This window comes from Aeromonas salmonicida subsp. salmonicida (genome assembly GCF_001643305.1).
Classification (GTDB): domain Bacteria; phylum Pseudomonadota; class Gammaproteobacteria; order Enterobacterales; family Aeromonadaceae; genus Aeromonas; species Aeromonas salmonicida.
Map to the genome: position 1 here is coordinate 1 of NZ_LSGW01000092.1, position 24,643 is coordinate 24,643.

Annotated in this window: 20 protein-coding genes; 11 read left to right on the forward strand and 9 right to left on the reverse strand. The window is 58.8% G+C overall.

Annotated elements, in window-relative coordinates; genetic code table 11:
• Positions 1–101: 101 nt before the first annotated feature.
• Positions 102–1,190, forward strand: a complete 1,089-nt coding sequence (locus AXW79_RS23050; protein WP_050804903.1) for a P-loop ATPase, Sll1717 family — start codon at positions 102–104, stop codon at positions 1,188–1,190.
• 66 nt (positions 1,191–1,256) lie between these two features.
• On the opposite strand, the gene AXW79_RS17070 is transcribed toward AXW79_RS23050, so the two are convergent.
• From AXW79_RS17070 to dapB, 5 genes are all read right to left on the reverse strand, one after another.
• Positions 1,257–2,423, reverse strand: coding sequence for a DUF1615 domain-containing protein (locus tag AXW79_RS17070; RefSeq protein ID WP_042467990.1), 1,167 nt, complete (start codon positions 2,421–2,423; stop codon positions 1,257–1,259).
• A 216-nt stretch (positions 2,424–2,639) separates the two neighbouring features.
• Positions 2,640–4,298, reverse strand: a complete 1,659-nt coding sequence (leuA, locus tag AXW79_RS17075) for a 2-isopropylmalate synthase (protein ID WP_005314639.1) — start codon at positions 4,296–4,298, stop codon at positions 2,640–2,642.
• A gap of 532 nt (positions 4,299–4,830) precedes the next feature.
• Positions 4,831–8,055, reverse strand: a complete 3,225-nt coding sequence (gene carB, locus AXW79_RS17080) for a carbamoyl-phosphate synthase large subunit (protein WP_005314637.1) — start codon at positions 8,053–8,055, stop codon at positions 4,831–4,833.
• 16 nt (positions 8,056–8,071) lie between these two features.
• A complete protein-coding gene (gene carA / locus AXW79_RS17085) occupies positions 8,072–9,223 on the reverse strand; it encodes a glutamine-hydrolyzing carbamoyl-phosphate synthase small subunit (protein WP_005314635.1) in 1,152 nt (383 codons plus the stop codon).
• Between the two features lie 676 nt (positions 9,224–9,899).
• Positions 9,900–10,712 carry a 4-hydroxy-tetrahydrodipicolinate reductase gene (gene dapB, locus AXW79_RS17090; RefSeq protein ID WP_005314633.1) on the reverse strand — a complete coding sequence of 271 codons (813 nt, stop codon included), beginning with the start codon at positions 10,710–10,712 and terminating at the stop codon, positions 9,900–9,902.
• A 247-nt stretch (positions 10,713–10,959) separates the two neighbouring features.
• On the opposite strand from dapB, the gene AXW79_RS17095 reads away from it, so the two are divergent.
• The 6 genes from AXW79_RS17095 to serA all read left to right on the forward strand — a co-directional run bounded on the left by AXW79_RS17095 (position 10,960) and on the right by serA (position 16,804).
• Positions 10,960–11,640 carry an alpha/beta hydrolase gene (locus tag AXW79_RS17095; protein ID WP_005314630.1) on the forward strand — a complete coding sequence of 227 codons (681 nt, stop codon included), beginning with the start codon at positions 10,960–10,962 and terminating at the stop codon, positions 11,638–11,640.
• Positions 11,641–11,722: 82 nt separating this feature from the next.
• Positions 11,723–11,926: a hypothetical protein gene (locus tag AXW79_RS23845; protein WP_005314628.1), complete on the forward strand. Its 204-nt coding sequence runs from the start codon at positions 11,723–11,725 to the stop codon at positions 11,924–11,926.
• Between the two features lie 410 nt (positions 11,927–12,336).
• Positions 12,337–13,671 (forward strand): Na+/H+ antiporter NhaC family protein, encoded by a 1,335-nt coding sequence (locus AXW79_RS17100; protein ID WP_005314627.1) that lies wholly within the window; start codon positions 12,337–12,339, stop codon positions 13,669–13,671.
• Positions 13,672–13,825: 154 nt separating this feature from the next.
• Positions 13,826–14,434 (forward strand): 5-formyltetrahydrofolate cyclo-ligase, encoded by a 609-nt coding sequence (locus tag AXW79_RS17105; protein WP_005314624.1) that lies wholly within the window; start codon positions 13,826–13,828, stop codon positions 14,432–14,434.
• Positions 14,435–14,689: 255 nt separating this feature from the next.
• Entirely contained in the window at positions 14,690–15,343 is a 654-nt protein-coding gene (rpiA, locus tag AXW79_RS17110) for a ribose-5-phosphate isomerase RpiA (protein WP_005314623.1), read from the forward strand.
• 228 nt (positions 15,344–15,571) lie between these two features.
• A complete protein-coding gene (serA, locus tag AXW79_RS17115; RefSeq protein WP_005314621.1) occupies positions 15,572–16,804 on the forward strand; it encodes a phosphoglycerate dehydrogenase in 1,233 nt (410 codons plus the stop codon).
• A 184-nt stretch (positions 16,805–16,988) separates the two neighbouring features.
• Here serA and AXW79_RS17120 read toward each other — a convergent pair whose 3' ends face one another.
• Entirely contained in the window at positions 16,989–17,369 is a 381-nt protein-coding gene (locus AXW79_RS17120) for a diacylglycerol kinase (protein WP_005314618.1), read from the reverse strand.
• A 154-nt stretch (positions 17,370–17,523) separates the two neighbouring features.
• On the opposite strand from AXW79_RS17120, the gene AXW79_RS17125 reads away from it, so the two are divergent.
• Positions 17,524–18,585, forward strand: coding sequence for a 3-deoxy-7-phosphoheptulonate synthase (locus tag AXW79_RS17125; RefSeq protein ID WP_005314616.1), 1,062 nt, complete (start codon positions 17,524–17,526; stop codon positions 18,583–18,585).
• Positions 18,586–18,701: 116 nt separating this feature from the next.
• Here AXW79_RS17125 and AXW79_RS17130 read toward each other — a convergent pair whose 3' ends face one another.
• The 3 genes from AXW79_RS17130 to AXW79_RS17140 form a co-directional block, all read right to left on the reverse strand.
• Entirely contained in the window at positions 18,702–19,511 is an 810-nt protein-coding gene (locus tag AXW79_RS17130; protein WP_005314614.1) for an ATP-binding cassette domain-containing protein, read from the reverse strand.
• A gap of 59 nt (positions 19,512–19,570) precedes the next feature.
• Positions 19,571–20,578, reverse strand: coding sequence for a vitamin B12 ABC transporter permease BtuC (btuC, locus tag AXW79_RS17135; RefSeq protein ID WP_005314605.1), 1,008 nt, complete (start codon positions 20,576–20,578; stop codon positions 19,571–19,573).
• Positions 20,579–20,681: 103 nt separating this feature from the next.
• On the reverse strand, positions 20,682–21,413 hold the full coding sequence (locus AXW79_RS17140) for a substrate-binding periplasmic protein (RefSeq protein ID WP_005314604.1): 732 nt from the start codon (positions 21,411–21,413) through the stop codon (positions 20,682–20,684).
• A gap of 111 nt (positions 21,414–21,524) precedes the next feature.
• Here AXW79_RS17140 and AXW79_RS17145 point away from each other — a divergent pair, with 111 nt between their 5' ends.
• From AXW79_RS17145 to glgC, 3 genes are all read left to right on the forward strand, one after another.
• Positions 21,525–21,881, forward strand: coding sequence for a DMT family protein (locus AXW79_RS17145; protein ID WP_005314602.1), 357 nt, complete (start codon positions 21,525–21,527; stop codon positions 21,879–21,881).
• A gap of 59 nt (positions 21,882–21,940) precedes the next feature.
• On the forward strand, positions 21,941–23,080 hold the full coding sequence (gene tapW / locus AXW79_RS17150) for a type IVa pilus ATPase TapW (RefSeq protein ID WP_011898593.1): 1,140 nt from the start codon (positions 21,941–21,943) through the stop codon (positions 23,078–23,080).
• A gap of 273 nt (positions 23,081–23,353) precedes the next feature.
• Positions 23,354–24,625: a glucose-1-phosphate adenylyltransferase gene (gene glgC / locus AXW79_RS17155; RefSeq protein ID WP_005314598.1), complete on the forward strand. Its 1,272-nt coding sequence runs from the start codon at positions 23,354–23,356 to the stop codon at positions 24,623–24,625.
• Positions 24,626–24,643: the final 18 nt, after the last annotated feature.

Sequence of the window (24,643 nt, forward strand, 5' to 3'; positions counted from 1 at the left end):
GACTAATGAGATCGCACAAACTGGACTGAGTTCCCTTCCTCCGGTGATCTACTGTTCGGAACAGCTATTTAGGCGTAAAATATAATAGTCTTGATCTAAGTTTGCAGGGAGCTAAGAAACTCAGTGATGAGGAAAAAATTGAAGTAAAGCAACGGGCTAGTCAAATTGTAAGCGGCATGCAAATTAAGAAACTAAATGAAATATTAGAACTACTATCTGTCCACTCTTTCAGTGACCCTCAGAAACGCTTCTATATATTAATAGATCAACTAGATGAACACTGGGCCAACACAGAAACAAGGTGTAGATTCATCAGGGCACTTATTGAAGAAATCAAAACATTTAGAAATTTGCAGAATGTTAAAATCATCGCAGCCATGAGAAAGGATCTTCTTGATTTAGTCTTTGATATGACAAGAAGCCCTGGATTTCAAGAAGAGAAATATGAATCTTATATACTCCAAATTCATTGGGATAAAGGGGAATTAAGAGAGCTTATTGAAAAGAGAATAAATGAGGTATTCCGAAAGCAGTATACAAGAGATCAGGTATCCTTTGATGATATATTCCCTTCAGCAAAGAAGGGGAAAGATCAAACCTCCGCAGACTTTATTCTTGAAAGAACTCTACATAGACCTAGAGATGTATTGCAATTTATAAATGAGTGTTTTAAGGCAGCTTACGGTAGAGACTGTGTATCATGGCGTTCTATATATGCAGCAGAAGCTCAATATTCAGAAAAAAGACTCAAATCATTGAAAGAGGAATGGGGGGAGATATACCCATCTTTCGATGAGACTGTAGAGATATTACGCGGTCTACCACATACATTCACTCGTTCCATACTTAGTGGACCTCGCTTAGATAATGTAATATCCGATTTATGCGCACAAAATAATAACGACCCATGTGTTATTTCATCTAAAGAGTATTTGGAAACTACAGGTGAAACAAAACTCACAGAGGTTTTAAACAAGATGCTAATTTGTCTTTATCATGTTGGTGCTATTGGTATAAAAATGAGCTCTCTTAGTACATTCATTTGGTCTTTTCTAGATCAAGCATCCGTATCAAGGGGGGAAGTCAAGAGGGCACAACAACTTAAGATACATAAAATGCTATATCGCTCTCTGGATGTTGAGGTTGATGGGCATACAAGGTTTGATGCTATAGATGATGACATTGTTTAAGTTTTCTTCTCTAAGGTATTTGCGTTCATGAACAAAGGCGGCAACTGGCCGCCTTTGTTTTTGCGATTACAAGGATCCCAGCCGTTTCACGCAAGCTTGCTCCCTGTCATCCACTCGCTTGGCAAACCAGGCGGTGGTCAGGTTGCGGGTGATCTTGGGGCTCTTGAGTTGAATGCCGGGCAGGATGGCGCGGGGTTGCCGCTTGCCGGCCTGCTTGTCGGCCAGGGTAAAAACCCTGTGATAGAGGTCGGTCTGGGCAAATTCGGCGGTATCCCCTTTGCGCAGGCTCTGGTGGATCGCCTGCTTGCTCATATTGACCCGACTGGCGAGGGTATAGACAGCCTGCTCAGTCTTGCCCGGCAAGTCTGAGTCATAGCGGACAAGATCCCCATCCAGCGCCAGGGGCTTGCCGCTCAGTCGGCTGACGGCAGCCTGGAAGGCGGCGTTGCGGCTGGCGTACCAGCCCGCATTGAAGTCGGCGAAGCGATAGAGGGTATCCGGGTAGTCGGCGGGATAGCCAAACAGGTGCTTGGTGCCGAACCAGATACCGCCACGACGGCTGAACACCTCATGGCGAATGGAATCCTTGACGGGATAGGGGTAGCCACGGGCATTTGCCTCGGCAAAGGCGATGCTCACCTGCATGGGGCCGCCGGTATGCACCGGGTTCATGTTGCCAAACAGCGTCTTGCCCATGGGCACCATGCTGATCATGTCCTCGAAGATCTCGCTCATCTCCCGCTCGGTGCGAAGCTTGTCGATGCGCTCGGCATAGCTCTTGCCGGTGGGGGACTTGATGCCAAGGGCCGTGCGCACCACGAATTCAGGGATCAGCAGCTTGGCGGCGCGGGCATTTATCTCCTTCCAGGCAATCTTGCCAAGGCCCGGCACCACGGGGTCGGCCTGATAGGTGGCCTCCTGCTCGGCCACCGCCAGCACAGTGCAGACATTGTGATCGCTTACCGTCACTCCCTGCGTCGAGAGCGCCGTCACCACATCATTGGCCCAGCCCTGCTTGTCTGGCACCTGACGCGGCAAGAACTGCACTATGCGGCTCTTCATGTCTGCCGGTTTGCGTGGCTGCATGGCGATAGGTTGTTTGGCCTGCTGGGCACTCATGGCGACATCTTGCTTGGGCGCCGTCGGGTCGCTGGCACACCCGGCAAGCAACAGGATTGCAAAGAGAGGCAGGATGGCGAGCCGAGTGGGAACAAGGGGTGAGGAAAATATCATCAAGGCTTCCGATGCAGGGGCAAGGCGCTGGGCGCCCGGCACACGAGAGTCACACGAGCGGAGCGGCTCCGAACGTAAACAGGCGCTCATTGTAGAGGATTGACAGGCGGATCTGAAGGCGCAGATGCCTTGACGCAGCACCCGCTGGCGCAATCGAGCAGCCCCGTCGGATGGGCGGGGCTGCTGCAAGCGGATGGGCTCTTTGGCGACATGCACTCAAGCCGTTTGGCGCAGGGCCTCAATTTGCGCCGCACCATTGATCACCGCCTGCAGGGAGGCGTTGACCACGTCGCGGCCGATGGCGACCCCGCACATGCGCTGGCCATCGACGCTGAGCAGCACATAGGCGGCGGCGCGAGATTCTGTGCCGGCGGTGAGGGCATGTTCCGAATAATCGAGCACGTCGATGTGCATCCCGGTCTGGCGCTCCCAGCCGTTGACCAGCGCAGTGATGGCCCCCTCCCCTTCGCCGCTCAGGTGCAAGGTGCCGTTCGGGGTCTGCAACTCGAGGCGCAGACTCTCCTGACTGTCGTGACCAAGCTGGAAGCGACCAATGCGATAGCCGTGTACTGGCTCGAGGTAATGCTGCTCAAACAGGGCACGGATCTGTTCCGGGCTGATTTCGCTGCTGCTTGCCTCGGCCTGTGCCTGGACCCGACGGCTGAAGTCGATTTGCAGCCAGCGCGGCAGTTGCAGGCCAAGGTCGCGCTCCAGCAGATAGGTGACGCCCCCCTTGCCGGACTGGCTGTTGATGCGGATCACCGCCTCGTAGCTGCGGCCAAGGTCTGCGGGATCGATGGGCAGATAGGCCACGTCCCAGTAGGCATCGGGTTTCTCGGCCGCCAGAGATTTGCGAATCGCATCCTGGTGGCTGCCGGAAAACGCCGTGTAGACCAGCTCGCCCGCGTAGGGGTGGCGCGGGTGCAAGGCTATCTGGGTGCAGGCGCCCACAGTAGCGACTATGGCGTCCATGTCTGAGAGATCCAGCTCGGGATCAATCCCCTGGCTGTAGAGGTTCATGGCCATGGTGACTATGTCCATGTTGCCGGTGCGCTCGCCGTTGCCAAGCAGGGTGCCCTCGATGCGATCGGCCCCCGCCAGCACAGCCAGCTCGGCGGCGGCCACCCCGCAGCCTCTGTCGTTGTGGGTGTGGATGGAGATGCTCACCTCGGGGCGCGCCTTGAGGTGGCAGCAGAACCACTCCACCTGATCCGCGAACACGTTGGGGGTGCTCACCTCGACCGTGGCAGGGAGGTTGAGGATCATGGGGCGGCCAGCAGGGCGCCACTCGTCGATGACGGCGTCGCACACCTCTACCGCGAACTCCACCTCTGTGCTGCTGAAACTCTCGGGGGAATATTGAAAACTCCACTCTGTGCCAGGGTTGCGGGCCGCATGGTCTCGCACCCAGCGCGCGCCTTGCACGGCGATGGCCTTTACCCCCTCGCGCCCTGAGTTGAACACATAGTTGCGCTGGGTCGGGTTGACCGAGTTGTAGACGTGGACGATGGCCCGTTTGGCCCCTTTGAGCGATTCAAAGGTGCGGGCGATCAGATCTTCGCGGGCCTGCACCAGCACCTGGATGGTGACGTCCTCCGGGATAAGATCCCGCTCGATGAGCTCGCGTACGAAATCAAAATCGGGCTGGGAAGCGGCCGGGAACCCCACCTCGATGTGCTTGAAACCGACATGGACCATCAACGCCCACATTTGCAGCTTCTGGGCCACCGTCATGGGTTCGACCAGCGCCTGATTGCCGTCGCGCAAGTCCACGGCGCACCAGAGCGGCGCCCGCGTCATCACCTGGTTGGGCCATTGACGGTCCGCCAGTGCAATAACGGGGGCGGGGCGGTATTTGCGATGATCGAAGCTCATATTCAGATTCCCTTGGCTGATGTCCTTGAGGCGCGGCGCCGTTGCGGGCAATGAAGGTGAGCAACGACGCGACTGGGCAGGCAAGCAAACGGGGTAAGGAGGGGGAAGCTGGCTTGCGCGGTAACGCTGGCCCTGACGGTTGCGCAGGTGGTAACCCCACAACCGGTTTCCTGTGGCCCCTCTGGGTAAAAGGGGACGGCCTCGGCTACCGGATAAGCAACTGGCCCTGATCCTCGCACCCCGCTATTGCAGGCGCAGACGACCTTATGTGATGAGAAACCAGTATAGAGAGACGGGGCGGGTGAGTGATTGCAAAGATTGCGGTATAAATCGAACATTTCGCAATTATTGTCACATTTAGTTCACTTTAAGGGATTATCTATCCCTATATATGTGAAATCAGGCCAATACTCTTTACTCAGTGCTGGCGCCAAAAAACAGAAACCCCGCCATCGCTGGCGGGGTTTTTCAGGGTTCGCAAGTGTTGTGCAAAGAAGGAGAGAACGACTCCCCTGCCCTTGTTACGCAATGCTTAGCGGTTTTTCACCTTCTGATGCAGCTCCTGCACCGAGTTCACGTTGGCGGTGGCATCCATGCTGATGGCCATGCAGGTGGCAAACGCCTCATTCATAGTGGTGGTATAAGCCACCTTGTGCTGCAAGGCGGCGCGGCGCAACTGCTTGGAGTCCTGGATCGCCACTCGCCCTTCGGCTGTGTTGACGATATAGGTGTACTCGCCATTCTTGATGCGGTCGAGAATGTGCGGGCGACCCTCGTGTACCTTGTTGACCAGGCGCGGGTTGATGCTCGCTTCACCCAGCGCCACTGCGGTGCCGTGAGTGGCATCCAGCTCGTAGCCCAGCTCCAGCAGCTTGGCAGCCAAATCAACCACCAGCGCCTTGTCGCTGTGACGCACAGACAACAGCGCGCGCCCCTCTTTCGGCACCGCATGGCTGGCACCCAGCTGGGCCTTGGCATAGGCCTCGGCAAAGCTGCTGCCCACCCCCATTACTTCACCGGTAGAGCGCATCTCTGGCCCCAGCAGCGGGTCAACCCCAGGGAACTTGGCGAACGGCAGTACCACCTCTTTCACCGAGTAGTAAGGCGGGATTATCTCGGTGGTAAAGCCCTGATCTTTCAGGCTCTGGCCGGCCATGACGCGGGCGGCAATCTTGGCCAGCGGCGCACCGGTCGCCTTGGAGACGAAGGGCACGGTACGGGCGGCACGCGGGTTCACTTCGATGAGGTAGATGTCATCGCCCTTGACCGCAAACTGCACGTTCATCAGGCCGACCACACCGAGTTCCAGTGCCAGCTTGCGCACCTGCTCGCGGATCTCGTCCTGAATTTTCTTGGACAAGGTGTAGGGCGGCAGGGAGCAGCCGGAGTCACCGGAGTGGATACCGGCCTGCTCGATATGCTCCATGATGCCGCCGATGACCACGTCCACTCCGTCACAGATGGCATCCACGTCCAGCTCGGTGGCATCGTCCAGAAAGCGGTCCAGCAGTACCGGCGATTCGTTGGAAACGCTCACCGCCTCGGCGAAGTAGCGACGCAGGTCGGTCTCGTCATAGACGATCTCCATGGCGCGGCCACCCAGCACGTAGGAGGGGCGCACCACCAGCGGGTAAGTGATCCGCTCGGCGGTCAGCACTGCCTGCTCCAACGCGGTGACTGTGCCGTTTTCCGGCTGCTTGAGGCCGAGGCGCTCAACGGCGGACTGGAAGCGCTCGCGGTCTTCGGCGCGATCGATGGCATCCGGGCTGGTACCGATGATCGGCACACCGTTCGCTTCCAATGCCCGTGCAAGTTTGAGCGGGGTCTGGCCGCCGTACTGGACGATGACGCCCTTGGGTTTCTCGATGCGCACGATTTCCAGCACTTCTTCCAGGGTCACCGGCTCGAAGTAGAGGCGGTCGGAGGTGTCGTAATCGGTGGAGACGGTCTCCGGGTTGCAGTTGACCATGATGGTCTCGTAACCGTCTTCGCGCAGGGCCAGTACCGCATGCACGCAGCAGTAGTCAAACTCGATCCCCTGACCGATACGGTTCGGGCCGCCGCCGATGATCATGATCTTGTCACGATTGGTCGGGTTGGCCTCGCACTCTTCGTCATAGCTCGAATACATGTAGGCGGTGTTGGTGGCGAACTCGGCCGCGCAGGTATCGACCCGCTTGTAGATCGGGAAGATGTTGTGGCGGGCACGCAGTTTGCGCACCTCGCCCTCGGCCACGCCGAGGATCTTGGCCAGACGGGCGTCGGCGAAGCCCTTGCGCTTCAGGGCGCGCAGGAAGTCGGCATCGAGACCGGCAATGCCGCGCTCTTTCACCTGCCCTTCCAGCTTGATGAGATCTTCTATCTGCACCAGGAACCAGGGGTCAATCTTGGTCAGCTTGAAGATGCCGTCCATGGAGAGACCGGCACGGAACGCATCGGCGATATACCAGATACGGTCGCAACCGGCGTCCTGCAGCTCGTGACGAATGCGGGTCAGGGAGTCCGGGGCATTGAGGTCAACCATGGGGTCGAAGCCGGTTTTGCCGGTCTCGAGGCTGCGCAGCGCCTTGTGCAGGGACTCCTGGAAGTTGCGACCGATGGCCATCACTTCACCGACCGACTTCATCTGGGTAGTCAGACGGTCGTTGGCACCGGCGAACTTTTCAAAGTTGAAGCGCGGCACCTTGGTGACCACGTAGTCGATGGCCGGCTCGAAGGAGGCCGGAGTACGACCGCCCGTGATGTCGTTCATCAGCTCGTCGAGGGTGTAACCGATGGCGAGCTTGGCCGCAATCTTGGCGATGGGGAAGCCGGTCGCCTTGGAGGCCAGCGCAGAGGAGCGGGACACCCGCGGGTTCATCTCGATGATGACCATGCGGCCATCTTTCGGGTTGATACCGAACTGGACGTTGGAGCCGCCGGTCTCGACGCCGATCTCGCGCAGTATCGCCATGGAGGCGTTGCGCATGATCTGGAACTCCTTGTCAGTCAGCGTCTGGGCTGGCGCGACCGTGATGGAGTCACCGGTGTGGATGCCCATGGGGTCGAAGTTTTCGATGGTGCAGACGATGATGCAGTTGTCGTTGCGATCCCGCACCACTTCCATCTCGTACTCTTTCCAGCCGATGAGCGACTCGTCGATGAGCAGCTCTTTGGTCGGCGACAAGTCCAGACCGCGCTCGCAGATCTCGACGAACTCTTCGGTGTTGTAGGCAATGCCGCCGCCCGAGCCACCCATGGTAAAGGAGGGACGAATGATGCAGGGGAAGCCGACCATCTGCTGCACGCCCCACGCCTCTTCCATGTTGTGGGCGATGCCGGCGCGCGGGCACTCGAGGCCAATGCTCTTCATGGCGATGTCAAAGCGACGGCGATCTTCGGCCTTGTCGATGGCGTCGGCGGTGGCACCGATCATCTCGACACCGAACTCGGCCAGCACACCATGCTTTTCCAGATCCAGTGCGCAGTTCAATGCAGTCTGGCCACCCATGGTGGGCAGCACGGCATCCGGGCGCTCTTTCTTGATGATCTCGCGTACCACTTCCCAGGTGATGGGCTCTATGTAAGTGGCATCGGCCATCTCGGGGTCGGTCATGATGGTGGCCGGGTTGGAGTTCACCAGGATGACGCGGTAGCCCTCCTCGCGCAGGGCTTTGCAGGCCTGGGCGCCGGAGTAGTCAAATTCGCAGGCCTGACCGATGACGATGGGGCCGGCGCCGAGGATCAGGATGCTCTGTAGGTCGTTACGTTTTGGCATGGCTTCTCTTTTCCTCTTAAGCGCGATACTGCTTGATCAATTCAATAAAGTGGTCGAACAGACCGGCACAGTCGTGCGGGCCCGGGCTCGCTTCGGGGTGACCCTGGAAGCTGAAGGCCGGACGGTCGGTGCGGTGGATGCCTTGCAAGGACCCGTCAAACAGAGAGACATGGGTGGGGCGCAGGCAATCCGGCAGTGAGCTCTCGTCCACTGCAAAGCCGTGGTTCTGGGCGGTGATCATGACGGTGTTGTCATCCAGGCTCTTCACCGGATGGTTGGCGCCGTGATGGCCGAACTTCATCTTGATGGTCTTGGCGCCGGAGGCCAGACCCAGCAACTGGTGACCCAGGCAGATGCCAAATACCGGCGTGTTGGTGTTGAGAAAAGCCTTGATGGCGTCGATGGCATAGTCACACGGCTCGGGGTCACCGGGGCCGTTGGAGAGGAAGATGCCATCGGGATTCATCGCCAGTACCTCGGCGGCCGGTGTCTTGGCCGGTACTACCGTCAGACGGCAGCCACGATCCACCAGCATCCGCAAAATGTTGCGCTTGACGCCAAAGTCGTAGGCTACCACGTGGTATTTGAGTTCATCGGCCGCCGGGGTGACGTGCCCCTTGCCAAGCTGCCAACTGCCTTCGGTCCAGGCGTAGGCGTCTGACACAGTCACTTCCTTGGCCAAGTCCATCCCCTTGAGGCCGGGGAAGGCGCGGGCCTGTTCGAGGGCATATGCCTCATCGACCTGTTTGCCCGCCACCTCTTTGCCTGCATAAATGCAGCCAGCCTGGGCGCCTTTCTCGCGCAGGATGCGGGTCAGTTTGCGGGTGTCGATGTCGGCGATGCCAACGATGTTGTGAGACTTGAGGTAATCGGAGAGGGATTGCTGATTGCGGAAATTGGAGGCAAGTATCGGAAGGTCCCGGATGATCAATCCCTGTGCATGGATTTGACTGGACTCTTCATCTTCGCTGTTGGTGCCGGTGTTGCCTATATGGGGGTAAGTGAGGGTGACTATCTGACGGGAATAAGAGGGATCGGTAAGGATTTCCTGATAGCCCGTCATCGACGTATTGAAAACCACTTCACCAACGGAACATCCCTCGGCGCCTATCGACACGCCTTTGAACACAGTTCCATCTTCCAGCACTAGCAATGCAGTGTGATTCAAGACAACCTCCAGTTATTTAGCTTTAAATTCAGCAATTTACCTGGGTGTTGCGGGTCCGGACGCTGTTTGAAACAGGGCTCAAACCCGGCAGATTTCTGGCAAATTGGGCGCATTCTACTTAAAAATGATCGCATTTCAACGTCTTTTCTCGTTTTAAATGCATCTAAATTCAATAAACAAGCAACATTACCCATTATCTATGCACTAAATCGCTTTGCAACCCCCTCCAGCAAAAGAAAAGTCAGAACCCGCGACAAAAGTGGCACCTTGTGCCACTCAAAGCACAAAAACCAACATTTAACCCTTTAAAAACAAGCAAGTGTGATTTATAAAAAAACCTAACCAGCCATGAAAAGAGTCATTTAATGACAGATAAGTGACTTGCAAAAATAGAAAACGTTTTTCTTGTTTTGAATTTTTAGTCTTTTTTATGACATGTGAAAAAATGCGACTGCAGGGGGTGTAGAGGCCCAATCTCGTTACGCTTTGATGACATTTGACAGAAGGGAGCCAGGCCACCGTTCTAGAAAGAGGTAGTTTGGATGGTTTGGGTGAAAAAAAGCGGCGTAATCACCATTTATACAAGAAAATACGAAAAACCCCGGCGAACCGGGGTTTGGCAAGGCAGTGGGTGCCCCTCGCAGGGGGAGCGATGACACCCAGAACGTCAGGCAGCTTATTTCAGACTGAGTACATCCTGCATGTCGTAAAGACCGGCACCCTGCTGGCCAAGCCACTTGCCCGCGCGCACAGCGCCATTGGCGAAGGTGAGGCGGCTGGAGGCCTTGTGACTGATCTCCACCCGCTCGCCAATGTCGGCAAACATGACGGTGTGTTCCCCCACCATATCGCCGGCGCGAATGGTGGCAAAGCCGATGGTGTTGCGATCCCGCTCGCCGGTGATCCCTTCACGGCCATAGACGGCGCACTCCTTGAGATCGCGGCCCAGGGTTTTGGCCACCACTTCCCCCATGGAAAGCGCTGTGCCGGACGGTGCATCCACCTTGTGCCTGTGATGTCCTTCGATGATCTCGATGTCGGTGTAATCCCCCATCACCTTGGCGGCCTGCTCCAGCAGCTTGAACACCAGGTTGACGCCGACCGAGTAGTTGGAGGCGAAGACGATGCCGATCTGCTTGCCCGCCTCTTTCAGCGCCGCCTTGCCTGCGTCATCAAAACCTGTGGTGCCGATCACCATCTGTTTCTGGTGGGCCAGGGCAAAGGCCAGGTTGGCCAGGGTCACCTCGGGACGGGTGAAGTCGATGATGAGATCAAACTCATCCCGAACCTTGTCCAGGCTGTCGCTGATCATCACACCCAGCTTGCCCAGACCGTTGAGCTCACCGGCATCCAGCCCGATCACGGCAGAGCCAGGTCGCTCCAGCGCCGCCCCGACCACCACGCCATCGGCGTTGGTGATGGCTTCCAGCAGCACCTTGCCCATACGACCATTACAGCCCATCACGGCCACACGGATCGGATTGTCCATCTCCACCCTCTCATCTGTTTTATGGAAAGAGACCGTTTTACCAGCCTGCGCCGGCTTTGAAAAGCCGTGAGACACCCTCTTCGGTTCGGGCGCGACGGTGAACCGCTCAAAATGGCTGATCCACCCCTTGCCATTCCAACCCTGCAGACTGGCGGTTTGGGGTTTGGCAGAGACGGCGCCATCTGATAGGTTTCCCTTGATGGACACAAGGTTCAACCCCACGCCGCTGCCGCCAGGAGATAAACATATGAATACGGGATTGCTGTGCGTACTGGGCCTGCTGTCGCTCGGCCTTGTCACCCTTGTGGCGGCGCTGCTGTTTGGCGGGCCTGGCCCGGCGCCGGAGATGGCCAGTATCAGCAACCCCTTCAAAACCCTTGACTGGAGCGGCCTGCCCTCGCCCGCCAGATACAAGGCCCGTGACGGTGCCGAGCTCGCCTACCGACACTATGCCCCCGCAGCCAAGGATGTCAGGGGTAGCGTTGTGCTGGTTCATGGCTCCTCGGCCAGCAGCCAGAGCATGCACATACTGGCGAGCGCCTTCTCGCAAGCCGGTTATGGTGCCTACACCCTCGATATCCGCGGCCATGGCGAGTCGGGCCAGAGAGGCACGATAGCCTACATAGGGCAACTGGAAGACGATCTGGAAGATTTCTCAGCAGCAGTGACCCCGAGTCAACCCGCCACCCTCGCAGGCTTCTCGTCAAGGGGTGGCTTCGTGCTGCGCGTCGCCGGTGGCTCACGGCAAACCCTGTTTGACAACTACCTGCTCCTCTCCCCGTATCTGGGCCCCACTGCCGCCAACTACCGACCCAACAGTGGTGGCTGGGTCAGCGTCGGCCTTCCTCGCCTGATCGCATTGAGCATGCTTAACGGGCTGCATGTCTCGGCACTGAACCATCTGACCGTGCTTAACTGCGCTCAATGACGAAGCGAAAGCTCTCCTGACCCCCTCCTACTCCTTCAACCTCGCCTCGAACTTCCAGCCAGAGCGCGACTACCGGCAGAATTTGCGCAATGTAAAGCGCCCCTGCGCCGTGATTGCGGGCACCGATGACGAGGCATTTAAAACCGACCAACTGGAGCCCGAGTTAAGAGCGCTCGGTATTCAATGGCCCGTCACCCTGGTGCCGGATATCGGTCACATTGCCCTGACCCTCGATAAGCGCGCCCTGGCGGCAGCCGTTCAGGCCGTGGAGAAAATGACCCAGTAACAGCGCCGCCCTCACCGAGTATCAAGGCCGCCTCATTGCCTGCAGATGCGAGTGCCATGCCCAGCACGCGCAAGGCGGCGTCGGCGGCCTACCACAAACGCAGATAACCCGGATATTCAGTGTCATTAGCCCCGTCAGCCAAATGACATGTCTGTGAAAAGTGCCCTGCATGTCCCAAGACAACACCGAACAATTGACAGCATTGATTAATTTTTCCGAACATACTTTTGATATTTCAATCTCATCAGAATTGACCAATAAAAAGCCCTATCCGTCTGGACGTCTATCTTGACCGAATGCCCCCGACTCACTACTGTAGGCGCCCCACAGCGGCAGGATGCCCGCCACGCTCATCCCATCAACCCGGGCTGGTGACGACAGGGAGGTCATGTTCAACCACAGAGGAATACATGATCCAGACCCAACCCAGCGCCAGAGCCCTGCTGCCTCTTCTGGTCTTTCTTGCTCTCTTTATCGGTACCGGCACCTGGCTCACCCTGCAGGGGGTGGAATTCGCTTTCTATCAGCTGCCCGCCCCCGTGGCTGCACTGCCTGCCGTCATGCTGGCACTGACGCTGGGAAAAGAGGGGTTCAACAAGAACCTTGAAACCTTCTTCAAGGGGGTGGGTGACAGCAGCATAATGGCGATGTGCATCATCTATCTGCTGGCTGGCGCCTTCGCCACCGTGGCCAAGGCCACCGGTGGGGTCGATGCCACCGTCGCGCTCGGTCTGTCGCTGATCCCGGGCTGGTTCCTGCTGCCGGGCCTGTTCCTCATCTCTGCGTTTATTGCCACCGCCATGGGCACCTCCATGGGCACTATCGGCGCCGTGGCGCCGGTAGCGCTCGGCGTCGCCCAGGCAGCCGGTATCGACCCCGTGCTGATGGCCGGCACCATTCTCTCCGGCGCCATGTTCGGCGATAACCTCTCCATCATCTCGGACACCACCATAGCGGCGACCCGCAGCCAGGGCTGCGAGATGAAGGACAAGTTTCGCGAGAACGTCAAGATTGCGGCCCCTGCCGCCATCGCAGTGATCCTGCTCTATCTGACCCTGGGTTCAGTGGGAGAAGCTCCCGCCACCACCGCCAGCGCGGACCTGTTCAAGGTGATGCCTTATCTGTTGATCCTGGTGCTGGCTCTATCCGGCATGAACGTCTTCATGGTGCTGGGGATTGGCATTGTGGCTGCGGGCGCGGTGGGCATGATCAGCGGTTACCCGCTGGGCCAGTTCAGCAAGGACATCTATCAGGGCTTTACCGGCATGCAGGAGATCTTTTTGCTCTCCATGCTGATCGGCGGTCTCGGCGCCCTGATGGAACGCCAGGGCGGGCTGGCCTGGATCAGCGCCCGCATCAGCGCCCTGATTGCCCGCTTTACCCGCCAGCACGATGGCGAGCAGAACGAGAAGGCGGCCGAACTCGGCATCGCCGGCGTGGTGAGCTTGACCAACCTCTGCACCGCCAACAACACAGTGGCCATCATAGTGGCCAGCAAGGTAGCACGGGAGCTGGCGGAGCATCACGGCGTCACCCCGCGCCGCGCCGCCTCCATGCTGGATATCTTCTCCTGCGTGGTACAAGGACTCATCCCCTGGGGCGCACAGGCGCTGCTGCTGGGCTCCATCTTCGCATTGTCGCCACTGGCGGTGGTGAGCATGAGCTTCTATCCCATGGCCCTGGCACTGGCTGCGATAGTGGCTGTATTCGTCAAGCATCAGATGGGCAAGACATCGGACAAATAACCGGGACGGCTGCCGGACCGGGCATTGCACCCGGCCTGGCAGCCCATCCCCGCCGGGCTTGTCGCCCTGTTCATCCCTCGCAAGCCTTGTTAAGGTAACCAGGCCTTTGCGGCCAACTCTCTGCTCAACCCAGGTGCACAATACAGGAGCCTCCATGCCGGATACCCAACCCGAGCAAGCCCATGAGCGGCAAACCCTGCGCCAGCTCATTCGTCTGCGCAGAAAAAGCCTGAGCCAGGCCGAGCAGCAGGAAGCCGCCCAGCAGCTGGTTGCCCAGTTCAAGCAGCACAGCGAGATCCTGGCCGCCAGACGCATTGCCCTCTACCTGGCCAACGATGGCGAACTCAACCCCCTGCCCGCCATTCACTGGCTCTGGGCCCAGCAAAAAGAGGTCTATCTGCCGGTGCTGCACCCCTTCACCCCGGGTCACCTGCTCTTCTTGCGCTATACCGCCACCAGCCCCATGACCCGTAATCGCTACGGCATCGCCGAGCCTGAGCTGGATATGTCCCAGGTGGTACCTCATAGCACCCTGGACCTTATCTGTACCCCGCTGGTGGCATTCGATGCCGAGGGCAACCGGCTCGGTATGGGGGGCGGCTATTACGATCGCACCCTCGCCTGCTGGCACGAACACAAGCTGGGCCCCAAGCCGCTGGGTCTCGCCCATGACTGCCAACAGGTGGATGCCGTGCCACAGGAGCAGTGGGACGTGCCGCTGCCGCAGATCATCACCCCGAGCCGCTGCTGGCAATTTGCATGACCTCACAGGCAGTCGGCCTGTGCCGACTGCCTGTGCCTGCCCCGTTGGCTGTGCTGCCGTCTCTGTCTTTTGCCATCTCCCCCTCTTAGTACAGCCTCTATTCCGTGCTCGCCACGCCAGATGCCATCCAGGGGGCTCAATAAACAGGCAAACGATTTACATCTTGGGGATTTTTGGACCGGAACGTGACCTCTGTAGTCGCTCTGGGGGGGATGCTTGGATATAATGCGCCCGCTTTTTCCCAGAGGATCGATCATGACTCAAGATGAAATGAAGAAGGCGGCTGGTTGGGCTGCGCTCAAATACGTGGTGCCCGGTACCATAGTCGGGGTAGGCACAGGCTCTACCGTCAACCACTTTATCGATGCGCTGGCAACCATGAAGGACCAGATCAACGGGGCTGTATCCAGCTCAATCGCCTCCACCGAGCGCCTCAAAGAGTTTGGCATCAATGTCTATGACCTCAATGACATCGATGCCCTCTCCGTCTACGTGGATGGCGCCGACGAGATCAACGCCAGTCGCGACATGATCAAGGGCGGTGGCGCGGCCCTGACCCGCGAGAAGATAGTGGCGGCCGTGGCTGACAAGTTCATCTGCATCATCGACAACACAAAAACTGTGGACGTGCTGGGTCAGTTCCCGCTGCCGGTGGAAGTGATCCCCATGGCCCGCGAATACGTGGCCCGCGAGATCCGCAAGCTGGGTGGCAACCCCGAGTGGCGCGAAGGTGTGGTCACCGACAACGGCAACATCATACTGGACGTCAAGGGCATGGCCATCAAGGATGCCAAGGCGCTGGAAGTACAGCTCAATGGCATAGTGGGCGTGGTCACCAACGGTCTGTTTGCCCACCGTGGCGCGGACGTGGTACTGATCGGCACACCTGACGGGGTCATCACCCAATAAGGCTGTCTCGACAACATCATTGCTCTGCGAATCGATGACGGCGCCTGATGGCGCCGTTTTCATTTATCACTCAATGAGTTGCAAACTGTGGTTTACAACTATCGTTGAAAACTTCAAAGAATTTGACTTTCGTCACAAATATTCCCTCTCACAATCGTTTTTGCTACTTTACGGTTTTCTTCACACACCATATCTGCACTCATTCTTTGCATACATAGAGGGATCGTCATGACTGCCAAGTTTTCGCTGGACAAGGATAAAATCAAGGTGCTGCTGCTGGAGGGAGTGCATCTCAACACGGTAGAGACCTTTCGTGCCGCAGGTTATACCAGCGTGGAGTACCTCAAGACCTCCCTGTCGGAAGAGGATCTGATCGAGCGCATTCGTGATGTGCATTTCGTGGGCCTGCGCTCGCGCACCCAGCTCACCGAAAAGGTGCTGGATGCCGCAAGCAAGCTGGTCGCCATCGGCTGCTTCTGCATCGGGACCAACCAGGTTGACCTCGACGCCGCCCACCTGCGTGGCATCCCCGTCTTCAACGCCCCCTTCTCCAATACCCGCTCAGTCGCAGAGCTGGTGCTGGGCGAGATACTGCTGCTGCTGCGCGGCATCCCGGAGAAAAACGCCAAGTGCCATCGCGGCGTGTGGGAAAAACTGGCCAATCGCTCGGTGGAAGCCCGTGGCAAGAAGCTCGGCATCATAGGTTACGGCCATATCGGTACCCAGCTTGGCATCATAGCCGAGAGCATCGGCATGAAGGTCTACTACTACGACATCGAGAACAAGCTCTCTCTGGGCAACGCCATCCAGGTGCCGAGCATGGTCGAACTGCTCAACATGTCCGATGTCATCAGCCTGCACGTGCCGGAGACCGCCTCCACCAAGAACATGATCGGCGCCGAGCAGCTGCGCATGATGAAACCGGGCGCCATCTTCATCAACGCCGCCCGCGGTACCGTAGTGGATATCGATGCCCTGGCCGACGTCATCAAGAGCGGTCATGTCTCCGGTGCCGCCATCGACGTCTTCCCGGTTGAGCCCAAGTCCAACGACGAAGAGTTCCTGAGCCCGCTGCGCGGGTTGGACAACGTGATCCTCACCCCCCATATCGGTGGCACCACTCAGGAAGCCCAGGAGAACATTGGCCTGGAAGTGGCCAACAAGCTGGTCAAGTATTCGGACAACGGCTCCACCCTCTCCGCCGTCAACTTCCCGGAAGTCTCGCTGCCGGGCCACAAGGGCTCCAGCCGCCTGCTGCACATTCACCGCAACCAGCCGGGCGTCATGAACAAGATCAACCAGATCTTCGCCGAAGAGGGGATCAACATCGCCGGTCAGTACCTGCAAACCAGCAGCCATATCGGTTATGTGGTGATCGACGTGGAGACAGAGCACAGCGAGAAGGCGCTCGCCAAGCTCAAGGAGATCAACGGCACCATACGTGCGCGGATCCTGCATTGAGCCGTCGGGCTATGCTGCCAAGCGACTAACCCAATCGACAAAACGCAGTAAACAAGAAACCCGCCGAATGGCGGGTTTCTTTATGACCGGGTACTGTGTGGTTAACCAGAGAGCGTCGGTTCGATTGGCACAGCGTGATCGGACGCCCCTGTCTCTTAATCACGAGAAAGGTTGCTGTCGCAATCTACCACCAGCCGAGCAGGTTGCGTCCCACTAGAGCGCCCCACACCAGGGCGTTGAGCGCCAGGGCGATAAAGACGGCGGCGGAGCCAAGATCCTTGGCGCGGCCCGACAGCTCGTGATGCTCCGAGCCCACCCTGTCTACCACTGCCTCTATGGCAGAGTTGAGCACCTCGACGATCACCACCAGCCAGCTGATGGCCACCAGCAGCAGGATCTGGTTGAGGGAGTCCCCGAGCCAGAAGGCCAACGGCATCAGCAGCAGGATCAACATCAGCTCTTGCCTAAAAGCCGCCTCGTTGACCCAGGCTGACTTGAGCCCCTTCATGCTGTAACCGGTTGCGTTGATGATGCGGGTAACCCCGGTTGCTCCTGGCTTTGCCACGCTATCTACCTCATTTGGCGTCGTTTTGGGGTTCACATCCTATCAGAGCCCCTCGAGGTTTCCATCAGGGGCATTTTGCTTTATTTTATCCCCTTGCAATTTCGGCACGCGGTCAACGCTACAGCCCACGCCACCCACTCGAGAATTGAGTCGTATGTCCATTCACACCGATGAATTGCGCACCCGTCGCCTGGAGTCCCTGATCACTCCAAGCGAGCTCGCGCACGCCTTCCCGTTAAACGACACCGTTGCCCAGAACCTGCTGGATGCCCGCCGCGAAGTGGAAGCCATTCTGGCCGGTGAGGATCAGCGCCTGCTGGTCATCGTCGGCCCCTGCTCCATCCATGATCCGGCCGCCGCCCACGAGTATGCCCATCGCCTCAACGCCCTGCGCGAGCAGTACAAAGAGAGCCTCTGCATCGTAATGCGCACCTACTTCGAGAAGCCGCGCACTATCGTCGGCTGGAAGGGGCTCATCAATGATCCGCGCCTCGATGGCAGCTTCGATGTCAACGAAGGGCTGAAACTGGCCCGCAAGCTGCTGGTCGACATCAACAAGATCGGCATGCCCACCGCCACCGAGTTTCTCGATATGGTGACCGGCCAGTACATCAGCGATCTCATCACCTGGGGTGCCATAGGCGCACGTACCACCGAATCCCAGGTACACCGCGAGATGGCCTCCGCCCTCTCCTGTCCGGTCGGCTTCAAGAACGGCACCGACGGCAACACCCGCATCGCCATCGATGCGGTGCGCGCCGCCCGCCACAGCCACATCTTCTATTCCCCGGACAAGGACGGCAAGATGACCATCTACCGCACCGCCGGCAACCCCTATGGCCACGTGATCCTTCGTGGCGGCCACAGACCCAACTACGATACCGCCAGCATCGACGAGGCGTGCGAAGCCTTGGCCGACGTGGGCCTGCCGGAGCGCCTGGTGGTGGATTTCAGCCACGGCAACAGCATGAAGGATCACCGCCGTCAGCTGCTGGTGGCCCAGGACATCTGCGATCAGCTGCGCCGCGGCCGTACCGGCATCGCCGGCATCATGGCCGAGAGCTTCCTGGTGGAAGGTCGTCAGGATGTGGAGAATGGCTGCGCTGCCACCTTCGGCCAGAGCATCACGGATGCCTGCCTGTCGTGGAGCGACACAGAGACGCTGCTGGCCATGCTGGCAGAGGCCGCCCAGGTACGCCTGAGCAAACAGGCTTGAACTGCGAATAAAACCAAAGGGACCGGTATTGTTGATACCGGCCCCTTCTTCTTGCAGTCGGTCGATTACGCTTCGCTAATCGACCCTACACGCGCACTCTTTCCTCTATACCCCGCTTACAAACTGGGCATAAACCAGACCCGACCAGCCGCCTCAATGCGGTCGGTCTTGATCTGGAACACCCGCTCCAGCAAGGCTTCGTCGATGACATCGACGCCCCCCTCGCTCACTACGCGCCCCTGTTGCAGACAGAGGATCCGATCCGCCCAGTCGATGGCCAGATTGATGTCATGGATGGCGAGCACCACCAGCAGCCCCTGCCGTGCCAACGATTTCAGCAGCCGCAACAGCGCCAGCTGATGGTGCAGATCCAGCCCCGCCAGCGGTTCGTCCAGCAGCAAGACTCGCCCCGCCGGATTGAGGCCGGGCCACACCTGCAGCAGGGTACGGGCGATCAGCACCCGCTGTTGCTCCCCGCCGGAGAGGCGACTGAAGTCCCGCGCCAGTAGCGAGCTCAGCTCCAGTGCATCGCACAGGGCGTCGACGGCGTAGCTCTGGGCCTGCTTCACATCGCCCGGTTGCCTGACCTGCACCCGCTCATCCAGCCCTATGGCCAACACCTGAAACACAGGAATATGAAACAGCTGGGGCTGGCGCTGGGGCAGCATGGCGCGGCGCTGGGCCAGCTCCGGCCAGCTCAGCTCGCGGATCGCCACCCCGCCAAGCCGCACTGTGCCCGCGGCGGGCAAAATACCGGCCAGGGCGCCAAGCAGAGTGGATTTGCCGCTGCCGTTGGGGCCGAGCAGGGCCACCAGCTGACCGCCCTGCCAATCGAGATCCAGCGCAGCCAGTCGCTCCGGGATGGCAAGGGCTCGCGCCTCGATCAGGGAGGCTGACTCAAGCGAAGAGGGATCAGCGGGCAGCATCGGCATCTTGCCTCAACAGCGGGTAGACAACTTGAGCATGTCGGCATTCGGGGCGGTATTTATGCGGTAGCATTGGCATCTTGCCTCAGCAGCAGATAGATGAAGAGCGGGGCGCCGACCGAGGCGGTGATGACACCGATGGGCAGCTCACCGGCGTTTAATGCAGAGCGTGCAACCAGATCGGCCCCCAGCAGCAGGGCGCCGCCTCCCAGTGCCGAGGCGGGCAACAGGAAGCGTTGATCGCTGCCACCACACAGACGCAGCAGATGAGGCACCACCAGGCCGACAAAGCCGATGACACCGCATAGCGACACGGCAATGCCGGTGAGCAGACAGACCGCCAGCACCAGTCGCACCCGCATCCTGTCCACGTCCAGCCCCATCAGACGGGCCTGGGTCTCCCCCAGCAGCAGTTGTTGCAAGGCCCTGCCCTGCCAGCAAAGCCAGCCGAGGGTCAGCGGCAGCACCAGCCACCACCAGGCCAGTTGCTGGCTGCCATAGGAGAGGCTGCCCATCATCCAGAACATGTATTCGCGCAGAGAGCCGTCATCGGCAAAGTACATCAACCAGGTCATGGCCGCATTGGTGAGGATGCCGATGGCGACCCCGAACAGCAGCAGACGGGTATGGCCGAGCCTGGCCCGACGCGCCAGCCGAATGAGCAGCATGGTCACCGCCAGGGCGCCACCAAACGCTGCCAGCGACAAGCCCCAGCCCGGCAGATAGATACCGAGGGACTTGGCCACGGCCATCGCCACCATGGCGGCGAGGCCCGCGCCGCTCGACACGCCAAGCAGGCCGGGTTCGGCCACCGGGTTGTGCAGCATCACCTGCAGCACGGCGCCGCCGCAGGCGAGCGCCGCCCCCGCCAGCAGGGCCAGCAAGGCACGGGGCAACCGCAATTCCAGCAGGATGCGTTGTTCAAGATCGCCCATGGGCTGCCAGGGCAGCAGCATGAATTCGCCCCAGATAAGGGAGAAGAAAAAGAGCAGCAGGGTCAGCAGCGTCAGGCAAAACAACCAGCCCCGCTGCCAGCGTCGCTGGCGGGCGAGCAAAGAGAGATACACAGAAGCTCCCCGAACGTGTACAAGGCCCGGCGCCGATGCTGTATTGACCAGCCCGGCGCACAAGGATGAAAAGCGCATGATAACAGTGCGTTACCACCCAAGGTCAAGGCTGGTAAGGTTTGGCAAGGGCACCTATCTCGCCGCTCGCCACCATCTCCTGCAACGCCAGCGCCAGCGGCTGCCGCAGGGCGTGGTGAGGGGAGCGCTTGCTCATGCCCAGATAGAGCATGACCGGCTTGGGTGGCAGATAGGCCGCCTTGATGAGCCCGGCCTCATTGTGCTGGCTCAGGGCATAATCCACCTGGCAATCCGTGCCTATCATCAGCGATAAATGGCCCCGTTGCACCATGCGCAGCAGTTGATCCTCGGTGGGTACGCCGTGCTTGTCGAGCCTGTTATCTGAATCAAACGGCTCGAAGTAGGCGGAGTTGAGCACATGACCGACCTTGCGCCCCTGCAGGTCGGCATAGGTGTTAAGAGACGACACCACGGCGCCCTTGCCATAGAAGGCAGAACCGCACTGGTAGTAGGCGGGTTGCAGATAATCGATGAACTGTGCCCTGTCCGGCGTCATCGCCACCCCTATCATGAGATCAACCTGACCGGTCTGCATCTGCTTGAGGGCCCGTCCCCAGGGAACCCGCTTCACCTCGAACTGTATGCCGCTACGGCTCTGCAGCCGCTGCAGAATATCCATGTCCAACCCGCGAAACTGACCGTCCGGTTGCAAGACTCTAAACGGTGGCCAGACATCGGTGGCTACCGTCAGGGTTGGTGCACCCTGTGCCTGACAGGCCAGCAGCAGACCAAACACTCCCCAGCCTCTCTTCCCCATCCACTGATCCCTGTATCACCCACCCTTGATGGGTTAAAAATACCCTGCCGTGCCACTTATGGAAACCCGGGGTTCAGGGATAAAATGCGCCGGACTTTCAAGGAGAACCCAATGAACCCGATTTTCGCCAGTATCGGTCTGCTCTTGTGCAGCAACGTCTTCATGACGTTCGCCTGGTATGCCCACCTCAAGAGCATGAACCACAAACCCTGGATCATCGCCGCCCTGGTGAGCTGGGGTATAGCCCTGTTCGAATACCTGTTGCAGGTCCCCGCCAACCGTATCGGCCATACAGTGATGAGTGTTGGCCAGCTCAAGATACTGCAAGAGGTGATCACCCTTACCGTGTTTGTCCCCTTCTCGGTCTTCTATCTGAAAGAGGATCTGAAGTGGGATTACCTCTGGGCCGGCCTTTGCATCATGGGCGCGGTGTTTTTTGTGTTTCGCGAGAAACTCACCGGTGCCTGAGGCTGTACACTCAATAACATCCCAAGTAACGGCATCTCCTTGATAGACGAGGCAAAACCATGGAATTGCGAGACATGCTACAGATCCTGGCCAAGCAGGACGGCTCAGACCTCTATCTGTCGACCGGCGCCCCTCCCTGTGCCAAGTTCAACGGTGGGCTGCGCCCCCTGTCCGAGACGTCGCTCGAACCGGGTGAAGTAGCCAAGATCGCCGCCGACATCATGGATGGCGAGCAGAAGCAGCAGTTCGAGCGGGAGCTGGAGATGAACCTCGCCATCTCCCTGCCCCAGATAGGCCGTTTTCGGATCAACATCTTCAAGCAGCGCAACGAAGTCTCCCTGGTGGCCCGCAACATCAAGACAGAGATCCCCCGCTTTGAGGATCTCAAACTGCCGCCCGTGTTGCTCGACACCATCATGGAGAAACGGGGCCTGGTGCTGTTTGTGGGCGGTACAGGCTCGGGCAAATCCACGTCGCTGGCGGCCCTCATCGACCATCGCAACCGCAACAGCGGCGGCCACATCATCACCATCGAGGATCCGGTGGAGTTCGTCCATCGTCACCGCAAGAGCATCATCAACCAGCGGGAGGTGGGGGTAGATACCCGCAGCTTCCACGCCGCGCTCAAGAACACCCTGCGCCAGGCACCGGATGTGATCCTCATCGGTGAAATTCGCGATCGCGAGACCATGGAGCATGCCCTTGCCTTCTCCGAGACCGGGCATCTGGCCATCTCCACCCTGCACGCCAACAACGCCAACCAGGCGCTGGATCGCATCATCAACTTCTTCCCGGAAGAGCGCCGGCCACAGTTGCTCAACGATCTTGGCAACAACCTTAAGGCCTTTGTCTCCCAGCGACTGGTGAAAACCACAGACGGTGGCCGCCGGGCGGCGGTGGAGATCATGCTGGGCACCCACACCATCCGCGACATGATCAAACGCGGCGAATTTGGCAGCCTGAAAGAGGTGATGGAGAAATCCAGAGCGCTCGGCATGGTCACCTTCGATAGCGCCCTGTTCGATCTGGTGGTGGAAGGGGTGATAGAGGAGGAAGAAGCGGTGAAAAACGCCGACTCGGCCAACAACCTGCGCCTCAAGATCAAACTGTGGAAAGAGAAGGGCCAGATCGCCAACAGTGCGGATGCCACCGGCTGGAGTCTGGAGCCCACCAAGGACGAAAGCAACGATCCCTTCTAGTCCTCCCCCTGTCCCCTCCGCCTTGAACCGTCATCCGCCATGGCAGATGACGGCTCAAAAAAACGCCAGCCACTCATCCTTGTCTTAGCCCCTGCCTCTTCTCGCCATGTTGCTATCTGGTTAACACCCGCCCCTTGGCCATGGTGTTCGCTCACATAAATGACAAAAAAATCAATGTGAGCCCCCTGCTTGCAAAAAATGTCGTTGAAAGCCCTTTCATACAGGCCTCAAAGGAGGCAGTATCAAGAGATTCTATCAACAAAGGGGTATTCAATGTTGTTACAACCTGCCAATACAGCAAAATCCAGACAATTGCTGAACGAGACCATGGCCTTGGTTCTCGCAGGAGGGCGGGGCAGTCGCCTCAAGCAGTTGACGGACAACAGGGCGAAACCGGCAGTTCATTTTGGCGGTAAATTCCGCATCATCGACTTCGTACTCTCCAATTGCATCAACTCGGGGATCCGTCGGGTCGGCGTGGTCACCCAATACAAATCCCACAGCCTGCTGCGCCATCTGCAATCGGGCTGGTCATTCCTGCGCTACCAGATGAACGAATTCATCGACCTGCTGCCTGCCCAACAAAGGGTGGACGAGGTCAACTGGTATCGCGGCACCGCCGATGCCGTGTATCAGAATCTGGATATCATTCGCGATCACGCCCCCAAATACGTGGTGGTGCTGGCGGGGGATCACATCTACAAGATGGATTACGCCGCCATGCTGCTCGATCACGTCAACATGGGGGCCAAGGTCACAGTGGCCTGCATCGAGGTGCCGCGCATAGAGGCAAGCGCCTTTGGGGTGATGGCGGTGGATGGAGATCGCAAGATCAACGCCTTCGTCGAGAAACCGGCCAATCCGCCCGCCATGCCAGGCAAGGCCGACATGGCGCTGGCCTCCATGGGGGTCTTCATCTTCGAAGCCGAGTATCTCTACCAGTTGCTGGAAGAGGATCTGGCCAACCAGGATTCCCACCACGATTTCGGCATGGACGTGATCCCGCGGGTGGTCAAGGAGGGATCCGCCTACGCCCATCCGTTCAGCATGTCCTGCGTCGGCTGCTGCCCGCAAAAACGCCCCTACTGGCGTGATGTGGGGACTGTGGATTCGTTCTGGGAAGCGAACATGGATCTCGCCTCCGTCACTCCCGAGCTCGATATCTATGATCAGGAGTGGCCTATCTGGACCAGCCAGACCATGACCCCACCCGCCAAGTTCGTTCAGGACAGAAACGGCCAGCACGGCATGACCATCAACTCCATGTTCTCCGGTGGCACCATCGTCAGCGGCTCCTTCATCGTGAGTTCGGTGCTGTTCACTAATGTGCGCGTGCACTCCTTCTGCACCCTGGATCAGGCGGTGATCTTCCCCGGGGTCGAGATAGGTGCTGGTTGTCGCCTGCGCCGTGTGGTGGTCGACAAGGGCTGCATACTGCCCGAAGGGCTGGTGGTGGGGGAAAACGCCTGTGAGGATGCCCGCCGCTTCCACCGATCCGAGCAGGGCATAGTGCTGGTCACCAAAGAGATGCTGGCCAAGCTGTAAGCGAGTTGGTACACAGCA

What these genes read in the sequence shown, in the direction of transcription:
- AXW79_RS17070 (WP_042467990.1), bottom strand. Translation starts at nt 2,423, where the DNA reads ATGATATTTTCCTCACCCCTTGTTCCCACTCGGCTCGCCATCCTGCCT.
- leuA (WP_005314639.1), bottom strand. Translation starts at nt 4,298, where the DNA reads ATGAGCTTCGATCATCGCAAATACCGCCCCGCCCCCGTTATTGCACTG.
- carB (WP_005314637.1), bottom strand. Translation starts at nt 8,055, where the DNA reads ATGCCAAAACGTAACGACCTACAGAGCATCCTGATCCTCGGCGCCGGC.
- dapB (WP_005314633.1), bottom strand. Translation starts at nt 10,712, where the DNA reads ATGGACAATCCGATCCGTGTGGCCGTGATGGGCTGTAATGGTCGTATG.
- AXW79_RS17095 (WP_005314630.1), top strand. Translation starts at nt 10,960, where the DNA reads ATGAATACGGGATTGCTGTGCGTACTGGGCCTGCTGTCGCTCGGCCTT.
- AXW79_RS17100 (WP_005314627.1), top strand. Translation starts at nt 12,337, where the DNA reads ATGATCCAGACCCAACCCAGCGCCAGAGCCCTGCTGCCTCTTCTGGTC.
- AXW79_RS17105 (WP_005314624.1), top strand. Translation starts at nt 13,826, where the DNA reads ATGCCGGATACCCAACCCGAGCAAGCCCATGAGCGGCAAACCCTGCGC.
- rpiA (WP_005314623.1), top strand. Translation starts at nt 14,690, where the DNA reads ATGACTCAAGATGAAATGAAGAAGGCGGCTGGTTGGGCTGCGCTCAAA.
- serA (WP_005314621.1), top strand. Translation starts at nt 15,572, where the DNA reads ATGACTGCCAAGTTTTCGCTGGACAAGGATAAAATCAAGGTGCTGCTG.
- AXW79_RS17125 (WP_005314616.1), top strand. Translation starts at nt 17,524, where the DNA reads ATGTCCATTCACACCGATGAATTGCGCACCCGTCGCCTGGAGTCCCTG.
- AXW79_RS17130 (WP_005314614.1), bottom strand. Translation starts at nt 19,511, where the DNA reads ATGCTGCCCGCTGATCCCTCTTCGCTTGAGTCAGCCTCCCTGATCGAG.
- AXW79_RS17140 (WP_005314604.1), bottom strand. Translation starts at nt 21,413, where the DNA reads ATGGGGAAGAGAGGCTGGGGAGTGTTTGGTCTGCTGCTGGCCTGTCAG.
- AXW79_RS17145 (WP_005314602.1), top strand. Translation starts at nt 21,525, where the DNA reads ATGAACCCGATTTTCGCCAGTATCGGTCTGCTCTTGTGCAGCAACGTC.
- tapW (WP_011898593.1), top strand. Translation starts at nt 21,941, where the DNA reads ATGGAATTGCGAGACATGCTACAGATCCTGGCCAAGCAGGACGGCTCA.
- glgC (WP_005314598.1), top strand. Translation starts at nt 23,354, where the DNA reads ATGTTGTTACAACCTGCCAATACAGCAAAATCCAGACAATTGCTGAAC.